This is a genomic window from Exiguobacterium sp. QJM3NY_9 (assembly GCF_056173545.1).
In genome coordinates, this window is the sequence record NZ_CM149679.1 from 47530 (window position 1) to 66605 (window position 19076).

General features: G+C 48.1%; 17 protein-coding genes. 16 read left to right on the top strand and 1 reads right to left on the bottom strand.

What is annotated here, in order from left to right:
* Nucleotides 1-16: 16 nt before the first annotated feature.
* On the bottom strand, nt 17-313 hold the full coding sequence (locus AC0VYQ_RS00280) for an AbrB/MazE/SpoVT family DNA-binding domain-containing protein (RefSeq protein WP_012368944.1): 297 nt from the start codon (nt 311-313) through the stop codon (nt 17-19).
* A gap of 341 nt (nt 314-654) precedes the next feature.
* On the opposite strand from AC0VYQ_RS00280, the gene metG reads away from it, so the two are divergent.
* The 16 genes from metG to AC0VYQ_RS00360 all read left to right on the top strand — a co-directional run bounded on the left by metG (nt 655) and on the right by AC0VYQ_RS00360 (nt 19052).
* A complete protein-coding gene (gene metG, locus AC0VYQ_RS00285) occupies nt 655-2607 on the top strand; it encodes a methionine--tRNA ligase (RefSeq protein WP_475403973.1) in 1953 nt (650 codons plus the stop codon).
* Nucleotides 2608-2665: 58 nt separating this feature from the next.
* Entirely contained in the window at nt 2666-3430 is a 765-nt protein-coding gene (locus tag AC0VYQ_RS00290) for a TatD family hydrolase (RefSeq protein ID WP_475403974.1), read from the top strand.
* A complete protein-coding gene (locus AC0VYQ_RS00295; protein WP_088835969.1) occupies nt 3427-4707 on the top strand; it encodes a 3D domain-containing protein in 1281 nt (426 codons plus the stop codon). Before AC0VYQ_RS00290 ends, AC0VYQ_RS00295 begins: the two co-directional genes overlap by 4 nt.
* Before the next feature lie 69 nt (nt 4708-4776).
* Nucleotides 4777-5334, top strand: coding sequence for a ribonuclease M5 (gene rnmV / locus AC0VYQ_RS00300; RefSeq protein ID WP_088838386.1), 558 nt, complete (start codon nt 4777-4779; stop codon nt 5332-5334).
* A complete protein-coding gene (gene rsmA, locus AC0VYQ_RS00305) occupies nt 5331-6209 on the top strand; it encodes a 16S rRNA (adenine(1518)-N(6)/adenine(1519)-N(6))-dimethyltransferase RsmA (protein ID WP_029332205.1) in 879 nt (292 codons plus the stop codon). The genes rnmV and rsmA overlap by 4 nt, the downstream gene beginning before the upstream one ends.
* Before the next feature lie 84 nt (nt 6210-6293).
* Nucleotides 6294-6533, top strand: coding sequence for a Veg family protein (locus AC0VYQ_RS00310; RefSeq protein ID WP_012368950.1), 240 nt, complete (start codon nt 6294-6296; stop codon nt 6531-6533).
* Nucleotides 6534-6629: 96 nt separating this feature from the next.
* Nucleotides 6630-7490: a 4-(cytidine 5'-diphospho)-2-C-methyl-D-erythritol kinase gene (gene ispE / locus AC0VYQ_RS00315; protein WP_475403975.1), complete on the top strand. Its 861-nt coding sequence runs from the start codon at nt 6630-6632 to the stop codon at nt 7488-7490.
* Nucleotides 7491-7559: 69 nt separating this feature from the next.
* Nucleotides 7560-8399 carry a pur operon repressor gene (purR, locus tag AC0VYQ_RS00320; RefSeq protein WP_029332207.1) on the top strand — a complete coding sequence of 280 codons (840 nt, stop codon included), beginning with the start codon at nt 7560-7562 and terminating at the stop codon, nt 8397-8399.
* Between the two features lie 162 nt (nt 8400-8561).
* Entirely contained in the window at nt 8562-8873 is a 312-nt protein-coding gene (gene spoVG / locus AC0VYQ_RS00325; protein ID WP_088835971.1) for a septation regulator SpoVG, read from the top strand.
* A 328-nt stretch (nt 8874-9201) separates the two neighbouring features.
* Nucleotides 9202-10551, top strand: coding sequence for a bifunctional UDP-N-acetylglucosamine diphosphorylase/glucosamine-1-phosphate N-acetyltransferase GlmU (glmU, locus tag AC0VYQ_RS00330; RefSeq protein ID WP_475403976.1), 1350 nt, complete (start codon nt 9202-9204; stop codon nt 10549-10551).
* A 69-nt stretch (nt 10552-10620) separates the two neighbouring features.
* Complete coding sequence (locus AC0VYQ_RS00335; protein ID WP_029332210.1) at nt 10621-11577, top strand: ribose-phosphate diphosphokinase; 957 nt, start codon at nt 10621-10623, stop codon at nt 11575-11577.
* A gap of 100 nt (nt 11578-11677) precedes the next feature.
* Nucleotides 11678-12235, top strand: a complete 558-nt coding sequence (gene pth, locus AC0VYQ_RS00340; RefSeq protein WP_088835973.1) for an aminoacyl-tRNA hydrolase — start codon at nt 11678-11680, stop codon at nt 12233-12235.
* Between the two features lie 55 nt (nt 12236-12290).
* Nucleotides 12291-15809: a transcription-repair coupling factor gene (gene mfd / locus AC0VYQ_RS00345; RefSeq protein WP_088835974.1), complete on the top strand. Its 3519-nt coding sequence runs from the start codon at nt 12291-12293 to the stop codon at nt 15807-15809.
* The gene (locus AC0VYQ_RS00350; RefSeq protein ID WP_088835975.1) at nt 15806-17356 is read left to right on the top strand and encodes a polysaccharide biosynthesis protein; all 1551 of its coding nucleotides are present in this window, start codon (nt 15806-15808) and stop codon (nt 17354-17356) included. The genes mfd and AC0VYQ_RS00350 overlap by 4 nt, the downstream gene beginning before the upstream one ends.
* Nucleotides 17353-18783, top strand: coding sequence for a bifunctional methyltransferase/pyrophosphohydrolase YabN (gene yabN, locus AC0VYQ_RS00355; protein WP_475403977.1), 1431 nt, complete (start codon nt 17353-17355; stop codon nt 18781-18783). The genes AC0VYQ_RS00350 and yabN overlap by 4 nt, the downstream gene beginning before the upstream one ends.
* Nucleotides 18780-19052, top strand: coding sequence for an RNA-binding S4 domain-containing protein (locus AC0VYQ_RS00360; protein ID WP_088835977.1), 273 nt, complete (start codon nt 18780-18782; stop codon nt 19050-19052). The genes yabN and AC0VYQ_RS00360 overlap by 4 nt, the downstream gene beginning before the upstream one ends.
* Nucleotides 19053-19076: the final 24 nt, after the last annotated feature.

Consider the following 19076-nt stretch of genomic DNA (forward strand, 5'->3'; position numbering starts at 1 on the left):
CGCTTCCTTCTTGGTTTTATTCGTTTCCTGCGTAATGACGATCGAGGAAATCTTTTAATTCAACGAGGACACGTTGTGCGCCGTCTGGAGAGAGAATTAATTTTCCGTCTGCCAATTTGAAGTTATCTTCTGATACTTCACCAGTAACTTGGCAAGTCATGTTTGGTTTGTATTTTTTAAGAATGATTTGCTCGTTATCGACGTAGATTTCGAGTGCATCTTTCTCTGCGATTTGGAGTGTGCGGCGAAGTTCAATTGGAATGACTACCCGGCCGAGCTCGTCTACTTTACGTACAATACCTGTTGATTTCATTTTGTTGTTCCTCCTCTGGATGTCTAAGTCTCTGTATTTTTTAAAAAATCGTCAAAATTCGACATCACTTCTATAGAATGTAGAATACTAAACTTTCCAAAAGTAGTCAACCAATCCGAATAGTTTGAAATCAAAATGTCATTTATTTCTCAAAAAAGCCATAATTGAAACGATTTATTAATAGATTTTCCCTTTTTAAAGGAATTCAAACTATTGAGTGTGTTTTTTTGTAATTTGATGTCTGATGTCAAAAAATGTTTTGATTCGACAAAAAACGAGTTTCGACAGCGGCGATAGAACAGCGTATAATAATGGAATGAACAATAGAACGGAGGAATAACATGTCAAAAACATTTTATATCACGACACCGATTTATTATCCTAGCGCGAAGCTACATATCGGTCATGCGTACACGACGGTCGCAGGAGACGCGATGGCCCGTTATAAACGTCTTCAAGGATTCGATGTGCGTTACTTAACAGGAACGGATGAACACGGACAAAAAATTCAGGAAAAAGCAGCTGAAGCAGGTATTTCTGAACAAGCATTCGTCGACGGTGTCGTCGAGCAGATTAAAGTCCTGTGGGATCGTCTCGACATCTCGTATGACGATTACATTCGAACGACAGAACCACGCCACAAGAAAGTCGTCGAACACGTTTTTGAGACATTACTCGAAAAAGGTGACATCTATCTTGGTGAATATGAAGGCTGGTATTCGATTCCGGACGAGACGTATTACACGGAATCGCAGTTAGTGGATGGAAAAAGCCCAGATAGCGGCCATCCCGTCGAACTTGTTCGTGAGGAATGTTATTTCTTCCGAATTAGTAAGTATGCCGATCGTTTAGTCGAATACTTTGAAGCGAACCCATCATTCATCTTACCGGAATCACGGAAGAATGAAATGATCAATAACTTCATTAAACCAGGTCTCCAAGATCTCGCCGTCTCACGGACGACATTTGACTGGGGCGTCAAAGTCCCGTCGAATCCGAAACACGTCGTCTACGTTTGGGTTGATGCCTTGACGAACTACATCTCGTCACTCGGTTACGGAACGGATGATCAAGGGAACTTCGACAAGTACTGGCCAGCAGACGTTCATCTCGTCGGAAAAGAAATCGTTCGTTTCCATACGATCGTTTGGCCGGCACTCTTGATGGCACTCGATCTCCCATTGCCGAAACAAGTTTTCGCGCACGGCTGGTTGTTGATGAAAGATGGGAAGATGTCGAAATCAAAAGGCAATGTTGTTGACCCGATTCCGATGATTGACCGTTATGGTCTTGATGCTCTTCGTTATTATCTCTTACGCGAAGTTCCTTTCGGCTCAGATGGGATGTTCACACCGGAAGCGTTCGTTGAGCGGATGAACTTCGATCTCGCGAATGATCTCGGGAACTTACTCAACCGGACGATTGCGATGGTCACGAAATACTTTGATGGGGTCATCCCGACCTATGCGGGAAATGTCACGCCGTTCGATGCGACATTGTCGACGCTTGCGAAAGAAACAGTCGAGAAGGTCGAGGCTTCGATGGAGCATATGGAATTCTCGGTTGCCTTAGCGCACGTCTGGCAATTAATCAGTCGCGCGAATAAATATATCGACGAGACACAACCGTGGGTACTCGCGAAAGACGAAACGAAGACGGATGAACTCGGCTCGGTCATGGTCCACCTCGTCGGAACGCTGCGTCACGTCGCGATCATGTTGCAACCGTTCATGACACAATCTCCGACAGAGATGTTCCGTCAGCTTGGTCTTGCTGGTCAGCCGATGAACTGGGAAGCACTCGAACAGTTCGCGTCGATTGAAGAAGGAACAAAAGTCGGGATTGCTGAACCGATTTTCCCACGCCGCGACATGAAAGAAGAAGTCGAAGCAATCGTCGAAATGATGCAACAGGCATCTGCTGCCCGAGTTGAGGAAGAAGAAGTCGAAGAAGCAGATGAGGATGTTCGTCCGGAAACGACAATTGATGTTTTTGATCAAATTGAGCTGCGTGTCGGCGAAGTCGTCACAGCAGAAAAAATCAAAAAAGCAAAAAAACTGTTAAAGTTAACGGTCGACATGGGGAAAGAAACACGCCAAATCGTTTCAGGCATCGCTGAATGGTACGAGCCGGAAGACCTGGTCGGTCGGAAGGTCATCGTCGTCGCGAACTTGAAGCCGGTCACTCTCCGTGGTGAATTATCGCAAGGTATGGTGCTTGCGGCTGAAAAATCAGGTAAACTTGAACTAGCGACCGTCCCGTCAACGATGGCGAACGGTGCCAGTGTAAAATAATTCGGATGCCTGTGGACTTCACGTCACAGGCATTTTTTTGAAAAAGGAGTCGAGGATATTGTTAATCGATACACACACACATTTAAATTCGGATCAGTTCGACGGAGACGTCGAAGAAACGATTGAACGCGCACGCGCGAACGGAGTCTCACCGATGATCGTCGTCGGATTCGATCATAAGACGATCGACCGGGCGATGGAACTCGTTGAACAGTATGATGATCTGTATGCCGTCATCGGTTGGCATCCCGTCGATTCAATCGATTTCGATGATGTGGCGTACGCGAAAGTCGAGCGCCTCATGGACCATGAGAAAGTCGTCGCCCTCGGTGAGATCGGTCTTGATTATCACTGGGATACGTCACCAAAAGATGTCCAGGAAGCTGCGTTTCGTAAACAGATTCAACTTGCGAAGAAAAAGAATAAGCCAATCGTCATTCACAACCGGGAAGCAACGGAAGATACGTTACGTATTCTCGAAGAAGACGCGAAAGAAGTCGGTGGGATTCTCCATAGCTACAGCATGAGTGCCGAACTGTTACCCCGTTGCCTCGCGATGAACTTTTATATTTCGCTCGGTGGACCGGTAACGTTTAAAAATGCGAAGATGCCGAAACGTGTCGCTCAAGAAGTTCCGCTTGATCGGTTACTCGTCGAGACAGATTGTCCTTACCTGACACCGACACCATACCGCGGCAAACGGAATGAACCAGCGTACGTCCGGTTCGTGGCGGAAGAAATCGCGCAACTGCGTGGCATGATGTATGCCGATATCGAACAAGCGACAACAGAAAACGCGAAGCGGGTCTTCCGTCTCCCATGATGCGTTCGTTCTCTTATATCGCGACAGGGTGTGCCTTATTGTTAATTGCGATTCTAATCTACTTGGCGATGGATCATCCGCGCGACGTCACTATCATGATTGACGGACAAGAACAACACGTCAAGACGATAGAAACATCAGTCTATGGTGTCTTACGCGAAAATGGAATCGAAGTGCGAGCGGAGGATAACATCGAACCTTCGCGCAGTGCGGATTTACCAAAGAATGGTTTGATTGTCATCCAACGTGCAAAAGAAATTACGATGATTGTCGGATACGGGCAAGCACAGACGGTTCGGACACATGCTCGTCTTGTATCGGATTTATTAAAGGAACGTGGCATCGTCCAAGCCGATACCGATGATGTATACCCTTCGATTCATGCCGTCTTGACGACCGGGATGACAGTCCGATTCCGTGAAGCATTTCCGGTTGACATCGTCATCGGAGGACGAGCCAGTCAAGTCTATACGTACCAAACGACCGTCCGTGAGCTCCTTGCGAAACAAGGAGTGACGTTACAAGCGACAGACCGTGTTGCGCCGAGCCTTGATACCGTTGTCTCGGAAGATACGCTCGTCACCGTCAATACGACGCGACGGGCGACCTTAACGGAAGAACAGTTGCTTCCGTTCGATGTCGAGCAAGTAGAAGATCCGACATTACCGAAAGGACAACAACTTGTAACGACGACGGGGCGTCCTGGAATCCGGACCCAAAAGTACGAATTGACGCTCGCTGACGGGCTCAGTAAAGAGAAGAAGTTACTGACCGATGAAGTAACGAGTGAACCGGTGAAACAAATCATTAAAGTCGGAACAAAACCGATTGAACGAGTAGAAACACCGGCACCTGTCTTCAATGAAGAGGAGGCAACGACGCCATTGACGGTCGCACCGGAAGTCACGGCAGACTTAGACTTCAAGAATGCGAAGACGCTGATGGTCGAGGCGACGGCCTATACGAATGACCCAGCATCGAACGGGAGTCAATTGTATGATGGGCGCGCATTGACAGCGACGGGGTACGATGTCACGGATACAATCACCTATCAAGGGTTACCGATCGTCGCCGTCGACCCGAAAGTAATTCCGCTCGGGACGAAAGTGTATGTCGAGGGGGTCGGACTGGCGGTCGCGCTCGATACGGGCGGTGCCATTAAAGGCAATAAAATTGATGTCCTCGTCAGTGATGAACAGACGGCGAAGACGTTCGGGCGGAAGACCGTCAAGCTTTGGGTCATTCCGAATGAGTCGGGCACGGAAGCGGGCAGTTGACGCTTCCTTGTTTTTTTCGTGGAAACAGGTACAATTACGGAAGTGTTTGAAGAAGGTGGAGAAGAATTGATGCAAAAACGCTTAAAAGAAGTCATCGTCGTCGAAGGACGTGACGATACGACACGACTACAGGAAGTATTCAATGTCGATACAATTGAAACGAACGGCTCTGCCGTCAATGAGCAAACGTTACAACGAATTGAAAAAGCACTCGAACGCCGAGGCGTCATCGTCTTCACGGATCCAGACTTTCCGGGTGACCGGATTCGCGCACGTATCAATGAACGTGTTCCGGGATGCAAACAAGCCTATCTGCCACGTGCGGACGCAAAAGATAAACGCGGTAAAATCGGTGTCGAGCATGCTTCGCCGCAGGCAATCGAACGTGCACTCGCAGCCGTTTATGAAACAGAAGAAGTCCATGTCGCAGAAGTGACACGGGATATGATACTTGCAGCAGACTTAATCGGTGGTCCATCAGCATCGTCACGCAGACGCCGGCTCGGACAGTTGCTCGCAATCGGTGAACCGAATGCGAAACAACTCGTCAAACGCGTCGCTTCGATTCGGATCACAAAAGAGGAATGGGAAGCTGCACTGAGACAGTTAGAGGAGGAACAAGATTGAAAGACATCGCAACACTACACCGGACGAAGGAAATCCTCGCGCGACACGGATTTTCATTTAAGAAGTCCTTAGGACAAAACTTTTTAATCGATTTGAACGTACTCGCGAACATTGTCGGCGCTGCTTCGTTAACAAAGGAGAGTGGTGTTCTTGAGATCGGACCGGGAATCGGGTCGTTGACGGAACAGTCCGCTAAACAGGCGAAAAAAGTCGTCGCCCTTGAAATCGACCAACGGCTGTTACCGATTTTAGATGATTCGCTCTCACCTTATCCGAACGTCAAAATCATCCATGGAGATGCACTTGAACTGGATCTCGAAACGATTGTCAACGAGGAGTTCACACAAGAAGGAATTACGGATCTTGCGGTCGTCGCAAACTTACCGTACTATGTTACAACACCTATCATCATGCGGATATTGGAGGCGAAAGCACCATTCCGGACACTCATCATGATGATTCAAAAGGAAGTCGCGGAACGGATCGGTGCGAAACCAGGTACAAAAGCGTATGGTTCATTATCGATTGCGATTCAATACTATGCGGAAGCCGAAGTCTGTTTCACGGTGCCAAAGCAAGTCTTCATTCCCGCTCCGAACGTCGATTCGGCTGTCATCCGCTTGAACATCCGAAAAGAGCCGGCCGTCCAAACGAAAGATGAAAAATTATTCTTCGAAGTTGCGCGTGCAAGTTTTGCCCAGCGCCGGAAAACGATTTTAAATAATTTGTCGAGCCACTTCGGAAAAGCAGAAAAAGAAGCTGTCGAAGCCGCGTTGCATGAAGCAGGTATCGACCCAAGACGTCGTGGTGAAACGCTCAGCTTGCAGGAATTCGCACAGCTCGCGGACGCACTTTTGCCGATTAAAAAACGTTGACGGTAGCGGGAAGAAAAGATATAATATTCGACCTTTCAAATATTTAATTAATATGCTATAATAAATATTAGTGAGGTGAAGCGTATGCCAAAGACGTTGAACGAAATCAGACATGTTTTCGAAACACATGTTGGTGAAAGACTGACGCTAAAAGCAAGCGGCGGTCGTAAAAAGGTCGTAACCCGAATCGGAACGCTCGTTGAGACGTATCCTTCGGTGTTTGTAGTCAAGCTAGACGCAGAGCGCCACAATGTCGAGCGAGTTTCTTATAGCTACGCTGACGTGTTAACCGACTCCGTACAAATCGAATTTGCGAATTCGTAAACTTACCTTCCGAAGCGGACAGAAATGTTCGCTTCTTTTTTTGTGGAAAGGTTGATACAATTCGTACAGGATACGTACTAGAGGAGGAACGGCACGATGACGATTATTGTAAAGGCACCAGCGAAAATCAATTTAGTGTTGGATGCGACGGCGAAGCGGACAGATGGTTACCATGATGTACATATGGTGATGACGACAGTGGACTTGGCAGACCGCTTAGAGTTGACGGAACTTCCGTCAGGCGAGATTCGAATGAATGCGCAGCACGCCTATGTTCCGAACGATGAGCGGAACTTGGCTTACAAGGCGGCAGCCGTCTTGAAGAAAAAATTTAACATCCAGGCTGGAGTAGAGATTTACCTTGAGAAACAAATTCCGGTCGCAGCGGGTCTCGCGGGTGGATCGAGTGACGCTGCAGCGACATTACGCGGTTTAAATGATTTATGGCAGCTCGGATTGACGCTCGAACAACTCGCAGAAATTGGCGCGGAAGTCGGTTCGGATGTCCCGTTTTGTGTCATGGGCGGGACGGCGATCGCGACAGGACGTGGTGAAAAGCTTGAAAAATTGATCGCTCCGCCTCCGTGCTGGGTCGTGCTTGCGAAACCAACGATCGGTGTGTCGACGGCAGACGTTTATGGCGCACTCGATTTGACGACGGCCGAACGACCGGATGTCGAAGCGATGATTACAGCTGTTAAAGAGCAGGATTTTACGGCGATTTGTCAATCACTCGGAAATGTTCTTGAGTCGGTCACGTTACCGATGCACCCGGAAGTCGAGCAAATCAAGGATTTCATGACGAGTTGCGGGGCTGAAGGTGTCTTGATGAGCGGGAGTGGTCCGACGGTCTTCGCGTTGACGGAACACGAAAACCGGGCCCAACGTCTCTATAATGGCTTAAGAGGTTTTTGTAACGAAGTCTACGTCGTTCGTCTTTTAGGCGAAAACCATTGATAATATCCGTATGAAAATGATATATTCACTAGTGAATATTCGGAATTACGGAGAGGTGGAACAATTTAGATGAAAATTCGGAGAAGTGGTCGGTTAGTCGATATGACACGTTATCTACTCGACCATCCGCATCATCTGATCTCATTGACAATTTTCGCAGAACGCTATAAATCTGCAAAATCGTCAATCAGTGAAGATTTAGATATCGTGAGTGAAATGTTAGAGCATGAAGGAACAGGACGACTCGTCACAGTCCCGGGGGCTGCGGGCGGTGTCATGTTCATTCCGACATGGAGTAGCGAAAAAGCATTGCCGTTCATCGATGATTTATGTGAACGCGTCGCACGGCCAGATCGTCTGTTGCCGGGTGGATATTTGTATCTGACAGATTTACTTGGTAATCCACGGATGGTCAAGCAGATGGGACAAGTTTTTGCATCTGTCTTCAGTCAGAAAAAAGTGGATGTCGTCATGACGATTGCGACAAAAGGAATCCCGCTTGCTTACGCCGTCGCTGAACAACTCGGTGTACCGTTCGTGATCGTTCGTTCGGACAGTCGTGTTACGGAAGGATCGACCGTCAGCATCAACTACGTATCAGGCTCATCAAAAGCGATTCGGACGATGGCACTGGCGCGACGAAGTCTTCCGCGCGGAGCGAACGTCTTGTTGATTGATGACTTCATGAAAGCTGGGGGAACGATTCGTGGAATGATGAGTTTACTGAGCGAGTTCGAAGCGAAAGTAGCCGGTGTCGGGGTCTTGATTGAAGCAGAAGGTGCCGAGAAAAAGATGGTCAGTGAATACGTCAGCTTAATGAAACTTGCCGACGTCGATGTCGATCTCGGACAGATTCAAGTGAAGCGTGGGAACGTCGACCAGTATTTCACAAGCGATGGGAATACCTGAATTTGACACGTGATTTCTTTGAAACTATACTGTAATTATCAAACTTTTGGAAATTATGCCTAAAAAGATTGGAAAAAGCTAAACCTTTATTTGTTTTGAACCGTAAGTAGAAGTAGACAACGAAGAGTTGTGACATCGGTTACTAAAAGGGGTGCGGACAAAATGAACGTTACGGACGTTAAAATTCGTCGCGTCGTGGCAGAGGGGCGCATGAAAGCACTCGCCTCGATTACGCTCGATCACGAATTCGTAGTACACGATTTACGTGTGATTGAAGGGAACAGTGGTCTCTTCGTCGCGATGCCGAGCAAACGGACGCAAGAAGGCATCTTTCGTGATGTCGCTCATCCAATCAATGCATTAATGCGAAAAAAGGTCGAAGATTCAGTACTAGAAGCATATGTGTTGCGTGAAGAAAATGAAGAGGCGCTCGATTTAGAGCTGACATCAGTCGAATTGACAGATCGCCCTTAATAGAGGAGACCGGTTTCCCGTATTGCGGCGGACCGGTCTTTTTTTTTTGCTGTTAAAAAGGTTTGCTGCAATCTTCTTACAAAACAACAACGGGTTGTGCCTCTTCCGATGAAAGCAATGAAAAGAAAAGCCCGTCCATCACAAAGGTTGATTTTAAAACGACTTATGAGTCAGCCTCCTCACGTTGTCTACAGTCTGTTTTTAATGGATGTTTCATCAATTTGACTCGGTCCTGTGATTGAATAGTGGCCTCATTTTCGTTATAGTTGGTACGAGTGTACTATTTCTGAACGAAATCAACACTAATTTACGTGGAGGAGCGACAAGGATGAATCATTTCGCGGTAATTCTAGCAGCTGGTAAAGGAACACGCATGAAATCAAAACTCTACAAAGTACTCCACCCAGTAGCTGGGAAACCTATGGTACAACACGTCGTGGACCAACTCGCGACACTTGGCGTCAAGCGTCAAGTCGTAATCGTTGGGCATGGTGCGGAGTCTGTAAAAGAAGTGCTTGGCACATCGGTGGAATATGCGCTTCAAAGTGAGCAGCTTGGCACGGGTCATGCTGTTCAAATGGCAGAACCGGTACTTGGAAACGAAAAAGGATCGACGCTTGTCGTCTGTGGGGATACACCACTCTTAACGAGTGAGACGTTAGCCGCGTTACTCGACCACCATGCAGAAACGGGTGCAAAAGTGACCGTGTTGACAGCTCATGCGGATGATGCGACTGGATATGGTCGGATTATTCGTGGTGAAGAGGGACATGTTTCAAAAATCGTTGAACATAAAGATGCGACAGAACAAGAACTCGCGATTAAAGAAATCAACACAGGAACGTACGTGTTTGATAATGAGTTGTTGTTCGCTGCGTTAAAACAAGTCAAGAACGATAATGTCCAAGGAGAGTATTACTTGCCGGATGTCATCGAAATCGCGAAAGCCGATGGCGAAACGATTGCTGCCTATGCGGCGCCGACGTTTGAAGAGACAATCGGTGTCAATGACCGTGTCGCACTCGCGCAAGCTGAGACGTCGATGCGTAAGCGGACGAACGAGTATTGGATGCGTCAAGGTGTCACATTCATCGACCCGGCATCGACCTATATCGGACCAGATGTTACGATTGGTTCGGATACGACGCTCTACCCAGGGACACAATTGCTTGGGAAGACGATCATCGGGTCTGAATGTATCATCGGACCGAATAGTGACATCCGTAACAGTGAAGTGGCAGATGCTGCTGTCGTCCGTCAGTCGGTCGTAACCGATAGCCGGATCGGGCAAGCAGCACAAGTCGGTCCATTCGCGCACTTGCGTCAGCAAGCGGTGCTCGGAGCGAACACGCGTGTCGGTAACTTCGTTGAAGTCAAGAAATCGACGTTCGGTGAAGGAAGCAAATCGGCACACTTGAGTTACGTCGGAGACGCAACGATTGGTAAAAACGTCAATTTAGGATGTGGATCAATCACTGTCAACTATGATGGAACAAACAAGTTCGAAACGGTCATCGAGGATGATGCGTTCATCGGTTGTAACGTCAACTTGATCGCCCCCGTCACAGTCGGTAAAAATGCACTCGTCGCAGCAGGTTCGACAGTGACAGATGATGTTCCGGAAAACGGTCTTGCGATCGCCCGTGAGCGTCAAACGACAAAACCTGATTATCGTTAATTCAGCTACACCTTATTCATTACTTGTCGCTCTACTCGTCTAAACCAAACAAATGGAGGCCACCTAAACATGTCTACTGTCTTAGAACATGAAATTCGTATTTTCGCACTCAACTCGAACAAACCACTGGCAGAGGAAATCGCTAAGGTCATCGGAATTCCCGTTAGCGAAAGTTCAGTCAAACACTTCAGTGATGGCGAAATCTCGATGAACATCGAAGAAAGCGTTCGCGGAGATGATATCTACATCATCCAATCGACAAGTCAGCCGGTCAACGAGAACTTGATGGAGCTCCTCATCATGATTGACGCATTAAAACGTGCTTCTGCACGGACGATCAACGTCGTCATGCCGTATTATGGTTATGCACGTCAAGACCGTAAAGCACGTTCGCGTGAGCCGATCACAGCAAAACTTGTTGCGAACTTACTTGAAGTCGCAGGAGCGACACGTGTCGTCACGATGGATCTCCATGCTGCTCAAATCCAAGGTTTCTTCGATATTCCAGTAGATCAGTTAATGGGTGTTCCACTTCTTGCTACTTACTTCGAGAAGAAAAACATCGACCCAAATGAACTCGTCATCGTTTCTCCAGACCATGGCGGTGTTACACGGGCACGTAAATTAGCAGAACAATTAAAAGCACCGATCGCAATCATCGATAAGCGTCGTCCGAAACCGAACGTCGCGGAAGTCATGAACATCGTCGGTCAAGTCGATGGCAAAATCGCCATCATCATCGATGACATCATCGATACGGCAGGAACGATTACACTTGCTGCGAACGCTTTAATCGAAAATGGGGCGAAACAAGTTTATGCTTGTTGTACACACCCTGTTCTTTCTGGTCCAGCGATGGAACGGATTGAGAACTCAGCGATTGAAGAGCTCGTCGTCTTGAACACGATCGACTTGACGCAACGTGAATGCGCAAGCAAAATCAAACAAATTTCTGTCGCGCGGTTACTTGCAGAAGCAATCATCCGTGTCCATGAACAAAAATCAATCAGCCCGCTCTTTAGCTGATCAACAAACAGATACGAACGATGAGGTCCGGTTTTTTGAAATCGGACCCTTGTTCGTGCTTTTTTTTCATCAAAGGAAATAAACAAAAGGAGGTAGCGATATGAAATGTATCGTCGGTCTAGGAAACCCTGGAGCTAAATATACGAACACCCGTCACAACATCGGTTTCCTCGCGATTGACGCGTTGGCGGAGGAACACGGAATAAAATTATCCGAGTCGAAGTTTAAAGCAGTCTTCGGAACGGGAATGATAAATGGGGAACGTGTTGTGCTCGTCAAACCATTGACTTACATGAATCTATCCGGGGAAGCAGTTCGTCCGCTTCTGGATTTTTATAAAATCGCGGTCGAAGACGTCCTCGTCATCTATGATGATCTCGATTTGCCGCTTGAAAAGATGCGTCTTCGCTCAAAAGGAAGCGCCGGTGGGCATAATGGTGTCAAGTCGCTTATTCAGCATTTAGGCACACAAGAAATTAAACGCTTAAAACTCGGTGTCGGTCGTCCGCCTGCTCCGATTCAAGTCATCGATTGGGTCTTGATGCCGTTCTCAAAAGCAGAACAACCTGTCTTGCGGGAAGTATTGGCGGACGCTGTGAAAATCGCGACAGACTTTACCGATACACCATTTTTGGCGTTGATGAATCGCTATAACTGAACGAAACGCTTTGGAATTCCAAAGCGTTTTTGCTGTCGTCTTAGGAGGGGAAACTATGAAACAACTACAAAATCTGTTGCTCGGAATACCAGAAATAAAAACGGTCCGTGAGCGCTTTCGACAAGGGGTCGATGCCCAACTCATCACAGGCTTGATGAATAGCGGGAAAGCGTTGTTCGTCGCAGGCATTTATCAAGAAACAAAAAAACGGTTCGTCATCGTCACCCACAATATGTTTCAAGCGCAAAAACTGTATGATGATTTGATTGAACTGGTGCCTGAACAGGAAGTGATGCTCTACCCGGTCGACGAGACACTGGCTGCTGAATTATCGTACGGGGCGAGCCCGGAATTACGGGCGACACGGATTGAAACGCGGCACCGGCTCCTGACGACCGATGATGGTATTTTAATCATCCCACTCGTCGGTCTCAGACGGTATGCTCCACCTGCAAGTGATTTCTTAGCACATACGAAACGGATTAAGCCAGGCGATATCTTGGCGATTCCGGACTTCATTCAAGAATTAGTCGACGCCGGATATGAGCGGACGGCGACCGTGACGACACCGGGAGAATTTTCAGTCCGCGGGAGTATCATCGATATTTATCCGTTGACGGTCGACCGTCCCTATCGATTGGATTTATTTGATGAAGAAGTCGACTCGATTTATACATTCGATGCAGAAACGCAACGATCACTCGGTGTGGTCGCAGAAGCGTTGCTTCCACCGGCAGCTGAACACTTTGCGACGACGGAAAATCTCCGTGCCGCGGGTGAACGGTTGCGTGCACTCTATGAAGCGACGAAAGAACGTGTCCAAAGTACGGAAGTCCTTGCAGCACTTGAAGAAGGGATCGCCTATGACGTCGAATTGCTCGAAAGTGGGGAGCGACCGAAACAACTCGCGAAATACGCGCCGTTACTGTATCAGAAGACATTACTGGCTGATATCACAGATGCCGTCTTGATCGTCGATGAAATCGCACGGATCGAAGAAGCGGCGGAAGTTCAGGATGCGGAAGAAGCGGAATGGATGGCTTCGTTGATTGAACGGGGGCAAAGCGTTAGTGATTACATTCTCTCGGTTCCGATGCTCAAAGTCTTCGAACAACGTCAGCTACTCTATTTGTCGCTCCTTCCGACACGCAGAAGCGGCGTCCCTGAAAGTGCAGCGATTCACTTCAACATCAAACCGATCGCTCCGTTTCATGGCCAAATGGAACGTCTGAAACAGGAAATCGATCGGTATGCCCGGGCAGACATGTGGATGGTCTTCCTTGCGAGTAACAAAGAGCGGGCGGAGCGGATGCGGCAGACACTTTCCGACTACGGTGTCGAAGCGTCCTTGCATACGGCAGAAGAAGATATGCGTCGGGGACATCCGTCGATTTTAATCGGTGGCATTCATGGTGGTTTCGAAATGACGAATGCACGACTCGTCGTCGTGACGGAAGAAGAAGTCTTTAAGCAACCGACCCGTCGCCGGAAACAGACGACGAAATTGACGAACGCGGAACGGATCAAAAGTTACCAAGAGTTGAAGACGGGTGATTATATCGTCCATATCCACCATGGAATTGGTCGTTACCACGGCATCAAAACGATTGATGTCGCAGGGAACCATAAAGATTACTTGCACCTCGTCTATGCCGGTGACGACTCCTTGTATGTTCCGGTTGACCAAATCGACTTGATTCAAAAATACGTCGGGGCAGAAGGAAAAGAACCGAAAATCTATAAACTCGGCGGAACGGACTGGAAGAAAGTCAAAGCGAAAGTCCAAAAATCAGTTGAGGACATCGCAGATGAACTAATCAAATTGTATGCGACACGAGAAGCGGCAGTTGGATTTGCTTTCCCAGAAGATGATGACAGCATGCAGGCATTCGAAGCCTCGTTCCCGTACGAGGAAACGGTCGATCAAGTCCGGTCGATTGAAGAGATTAAGAAAGATATGGAACGGCCGCGTCCGATGGATCGTCTGTTATGTGGAGACGTCGGATACGGGAAAACGGAAGTCGCGATTCGGGCGGCATTTAAAGCAGTTATGGCAGGGAAACAAGTTGCTCTCCTTGTGCCGACGACTGTTCTTGCCCAACAACACTATGAAACGATGCTCGAGCGATTCAGCGAATGGCCAATCAATGTTTCAGTCATGAGTCGGTTCCGATCGGCGTCAGAACTGAAAGCAACAAAAAAAGGCTTGAAAGAAGGAACGATCGACGTCGTTGTCGGAACACACCGTGTCTTATCAAAAGATGTTCAGTTCGCTGACATCGGTCTGTTGATCATCGATGAAGAGCAACGCTTCGGTGTTAAACATAAAGAACGATTGAAACAACTCAAAACGAATGTCGATGTCTTGACGTTGACGGCGACACCGATTCCACGGACCTTACACATGTCGATGATTGGGATTCGTGATTTGTCGGTCCTCGAGACACCGCCTGAAAACCGCTATCCTGTCCAAACGTACGTGATGGAGTACGACGGAATCATCATGCGTGAAGCACTTGAACGTGAACTTGGTCGAGGGGGGCAAGCCTTTTTCCTCTACAATCGCGTTGAAGGGATTGAACGGAAGGCGGAGGAAATCCGGGCGCTCGTTCCGGAAGCACGTGTCGTCACGGCACATGGTCGGATGACAGAGACGGAACTTGAAAGTCAATTGATTGCCTTCTTCGAGGGGGATGCCGATGTTCTTGTCAGTACGACAATCATTGAAACGGGGATCGATATTCCGAACGTCAATACATTGATCGTCAACGATGCCGATCAAATGGGTCTATCACAGCTCTACCAACTGCGTGGTCGTGTCGGACGTTCAAGTCGTGTCGCGTATTCCTACTTTACGTACCGTCCGCAAAAACGGTTGACCGAAGTCGCCGAGAGTCGTCTTCAGGCGATCAAGGAATTTACGGAGCTTGGAAGTGGCTTCAAGATTGCCATGCGTGACTTGTCGATTCGCGGTGCCGGGAATCTGCTCGGATCCCAACAATCCGGTTTTATCGATTCAGTCGGGTTCGATTTGTATTCACAAATGTTATCGGAAGCCGTCGAAGAACGGAAGGAACGAATGAAAGGGAAACAACGTGTCCAAAAATTCGTACCAGACTTTACGTTCAGTCTCGATGCGTATATTCCGAGTCATTATATGTCGGATTCTGAACTGAAAATTGAGTTCTATAAACGCTTAAAGTATGTTGATACGACAGAAAGTCTTGATGCACTCGAAGGAGAGATGCTGGAGCGCTTCGGTGAATTCCCGAATGAAGTCGCACGATTGATTCAGTTGACGCGGATGCGGATTTTTGCTGAACGGGCTCGGATTGAGCGGGTCAAACAAACGGACCCGAAAATCGAGATCGTCTTATCCGAACAAACGACTCAGACGCTCGATGTTGCGGATTTCGTCAAGTGGACGGTACCGATTGGTCGCGGACTCGGCATGGGACAACAAGAAGGAAAACTTGTTTTGACGTTGAACCGTGGCAAACAAACCGTTCAACAAACAACGGAACAAGCAGAGCGGTTGCTCGCTGAACTTGACCGCCGGATCTCGATGCGATGAGTCAACGGCGAACGATTGCGCAAGGGGCAGCGCTCCTGGCGATCTCGAGTTACGTCTCAAAGCTGCTGAGCTTTTTTTACCGGATTCCGTATCAAAACATGGCAGGGGATTTTGGATTGTACGTCTATCAGACGGTCTATCCATTATTCGCGATTGCGGCAGCACTGGGGATTTATGCGCTACCCGTCATCGTCGCAAAGTTGACGTTGCATCACCCGGAAGAAAAACGAGAGGTTCTTTGGTCGATTTTCTTTGTCCTTGCGAGTCTTTCGTTAGTGTTCGGTCTGCTCGGCTGGATCATCGCACCAGAACTTGCTTTACTGTTCGGAGATCCGAAGCTCGTCCTTCCGTTACGTGCTGTGACGTTGACGTTTTATTTATTGCCGGTCATTGCCGTGTTACGAGGAATGTTTCAAGCAGACCTTGAGATGCGACCGACCGCCTTTTCGCAAATTACGGAAAACGCCGTGCGTGTCTGTTTATTGTTACTCGTGACGTATTATGGTGTCTCGATCGGAGCGAATCCTTATCAAATCGGTGCTGCGGCACACGTGACGGCGCTCGGTGGCAGTGTCGCTTCATTGTTGTTGCTCCTTCGCTTCGCGAAAGGGCGGATTGGTCGCCCGGTCGTCTCGAAGCGTCATTTAAAACGTGTCGGGAAAGTCTTATTGACGAGTGGGATGGCGGTCAGTATCGCGTCGCTTGCTTTACTGTTGATGCAGTTGATTGATGGATTGACGTTCGTCAACTTGCTCGGGGATACGATGGAGACGAAAATCGAGAAGGGGATTTTTGATCGTGGTTATCCATTGTTGCAGTTCGCAATTTTATTTGCGACGTCGATCAGTCTGGCCAGTGTTCCGACGTTGCTGACGGAGTATCGTAAACAAAATGACGCGGCGACACGGTTGCACCTTGAAACACTCCTTCGTTCTGGTCTATTGGTCGCGGCAGCTGCGACGGTCGGATTGTTTAGTGTCATGCGTCCACTCAACATCGCGCTCTATCAAGATGATAAAGGGACGATTGCGCTCAGTTGGCTTGCTGCGACGGCCTTTACGGCATCGCTCTCGATGATTATCATCTCTTGTCTCCAGTCCGTCGATGCTGAAAAATATGCCTTTGCAGGCGTCGTGCTCGGACTGGTCGTCAAGCTGTTATTAAACATCTACTTGTTGCCCCGTTATGGTATGATCGGGGCGGGAATGGCGACATTCGGCGGATTCGCGATGATGGCATCAGCACAACTCATCTTATTGAATCGGAAATTCGGACGTGTAACAGCAGGACGAATTTTCTACGTCCGATTGCTCCAAGCAATCATCCCGATGGCGTTGTTTTTGTACGTGGTCGAACGTCTGTTTCAATGGGCAGGTTTCGAGACGCGGATTGGAGCGATGTTTGAAGTGGGTCTACTCGTCATCGGTGGTGCATTGATCTTTTGTATATTTGCACTGCGCAGGCGGGTCCTGACAGAGCGGGAGTGGTCTTTATTGCCGTTCGGAGACAAACTTTATCGAATTCATCATCGGAGGAAAATCATATGACACACCGTATTACAGTCGTCGGCTTAGGTGTTGGCGAACTAGAGCAATTGCCGTTTGGCGTTTATAAGTTATTGAAAGAAACAACACAACCTGTTTATTTACGGACAGCAGATCATCCCGTCGTTTCAGAACTGGCGACAGAGGGAATGAAATTTACATCGTTTGATTCGATTTATGAGCGGCACGACCGCTTTGAAGCGGTCTATATGGACATCGTCGAAACACTGCTTGATCAGGCGACACAAACGCCAATCATCTATGCGGTACCGGGACACCCGCTTGTAGCAGAAAGTACCGTTCAACAACTACTTGCGCGTGCGACTGACATCGACATCGTCGGTGGACAAAGTTTTCTTGATCCGATGTTCGCAGCGGTCGGGGTAGATCCGATTGAAGGATTTCAATTGCTTGACGCAACGGCCTTCCGTGTTGATGAAGCGCAAATTCGTCAACACGTACTGATCGGACAAGTGTACGATGCGTTTGTCGCAGGTGACTTGAAAGTCATGTTGATGGAACGTTATCCGGATGAACACCCGGTGACGCTCGTCACAGCAGCGGGGACGAGCAAGCAACACGTCATGGCAGTTCCGCTCTATGAACTGGATCGTGTGACGATGCTCAGCAACTTAACGACCGTTTATGTGCCGCCGGTGACGGAGGAAAAGGCGTTGAATCGGGATTTCGCGACGTTAAAAGACATCATCGCCCGTTTACGTGGTGAAGGAGGGTGTCCATGGGATCAAGAACAGACGCATGAATCGCTCAAAAAACATTTAATCGAAGAATCTTACGAATTACTGGAAGCAATCGACCTTCAGGACGATAACTTAATGATAGAGGAATTAGGGGATGTCTTACTTCAAGTCATGTTACATGCACAAATCGGTCTCGATGAAGGGTACTTTGATATCCGGGACGTCATCGGCAGTGTCAGTGACAAGATGATTCGCCGTCATCCACACGTCTTTGCAGAGACGACGGTTGATTCGGCGGCAGACGTCGTTGCGAACTGGCAAACGATCAAGTCGCAGGAGAAACCAGAGCGGAAATATCTGCTCGACGGTGTCACAAAAGGGGCACCTGCCTTGATGCGTGCTGAACAGATTCAGAAAAAAGTCGCAAAAGTCGGCTTTGAGTGGGACACAGTCAGTGGTGCGCTTGAAAAGGTACAAGAAGAAATACGTGAACTACAAGAAGCAGCGCCAAAAGAACAACTTGCTGAATTCGGAGATCTCTTATTTTCGTTAGCACTTGTCGGAAAATATATGGGATTATCGGGAGAAGAAGCGTTGCAGCTGACGAACGATAAGTTCATTCGCCGTTTTACGCGGGTGGAACAACTCGCAAAGCGACCAATTGAAGAGTTGTCGCTCGACGAACAAGATCAGTTATGGAATCAAGCGAAGCAGGAGGAACAGTCATGAGACTCGATAAATTTTTAAAGGTATCCCGTTTGATTAAACGACGGACACTCGCAAAAGAGGTAGCAGACCAAGGTCGGATTACGATTAACGGTCTCGTCGCAAAAGCAAGCAGTACCGTCGCAGTCGGCGATGAGATGACGATTCGATTCGGAAACAAAATCGTCACCGTTCAAATCGACGGCATTAAAGAGCATGCGAAAAAAGAAGAAGCGACGGACATGTATAAGATTATTCGTGAAGAAAAAGTGAATTCTGAAGAATCAATGTAATTTACCTGAAAAAGGAAGTATACT

What these genes read in the sequence shown, in the direction of transcription:
- ispE (WP_475403975.1), top strand. Translation starts at nt 6,630, where the DNA reads ATGACGATTATTGTAAAGGCACCAGCGAAAATCAATTTAGTGTTGGAT.
- spoVG (WP_088835971.1), top strand. Translation starts at nt 8,562, where the DNA reads ATGAACGTTACGGACGTTAAAATTCGTCGCGTCGTGGCAGAGGGGCGC.
- AC0VYQ_RS00295 (WP_088835969.1), top strand. Translation starts at nt 3,427, where the DNA reads ATGATGCGTTCGTTCTCTTATATCGCGACAGGGTGTGCCTTATTGTTA.
- AC0VYQ_RS00310 (WP_012368950.1), top strand. Translation starts at nt 6,294, where the DNA reads ATGCCAAAGACGTTGAACGAAATCAGACATGTTTTCGAAACACATGTT.
- glmU (WP_475403976.1), top strand. Translation starts at nt 9,202, where the DNA reads ATGAATCATTTCGCGGTAATTCTAGCAGCTGGTAAAGGAACACGCATG.
- AC0VYQ_RS00350 (WP_088835975.1), top strand. Translation starts at nt 15,806, where the DNA reads ATGAGTCAACGGCGAACGATTGCGCAAGGGGCAGCGCTCCTGGCGATC.
- AC0VYQ_RS00280 (WP_012368944.1), bottom strand. Translation starts at nt 313, where the DNA reads ATGAAATCAACAGGTATTGTACGTAAAGTAGACGAGCTCGGCCGGGTA.
- yabN (WP_475403977.1), top strand. Translation starts at nt 17,353, where the DNA reads ATGACACACCGTATTACAGTCGTCGGCTTAGGTGTTGGCGAACTAGAG.
- AC0VYQ_RS00335 (WP_029332210.1), top strand. Translation starts at nt 10,621, where the DNA reads ATGTCTACTGTCTTAGAACATGAAATTCGTATTTTCGCACTCAACTCG.
- purR (WP_029332207.1), top strand. Translation starts at nt 7,560, where the DNA reads ATGAAAATTCGGAGAAGTGGTCGGTTAGTCGATATGACACGTTATCTA.
- mfd (WP_088835974.1), top strand. Translation starts at nt 12,291, where the DNA reads ATGAAACAACTACAAAATCTGTTGCTCGGAATACCAGAAATAAAAACG.
- metG (WP_475403973.1), top strand. Translation starts at nt 655, where the DNA reads ATGTCAAAAACATTTTATATCACGACACCGATTTATTATCCTAGCGCG.
- rnmV (WP_088838386.1), top strand. Translation starts at nt 4,777, where the DNA reads ATGCAAAAACGCTTAAAAGAAGTCATCGTCGTCGAAGGACGTGACGAT.
- AC0VYQ_RS00360 (WP_088835977.1), top strand. Translation starts at nt 18,780, where the DNA reads ATGAGACTCGATAAATTTTTAAAGGTATCCCGTTTGATTAAACGACGG.
- pth (WP_088835973.1), top strand. Translation starts at nt 11,678, where the DNA reads ATGAAATGTATCGTCGGTCTAGGAAACCCTGGAGCTAAATATACGAAC.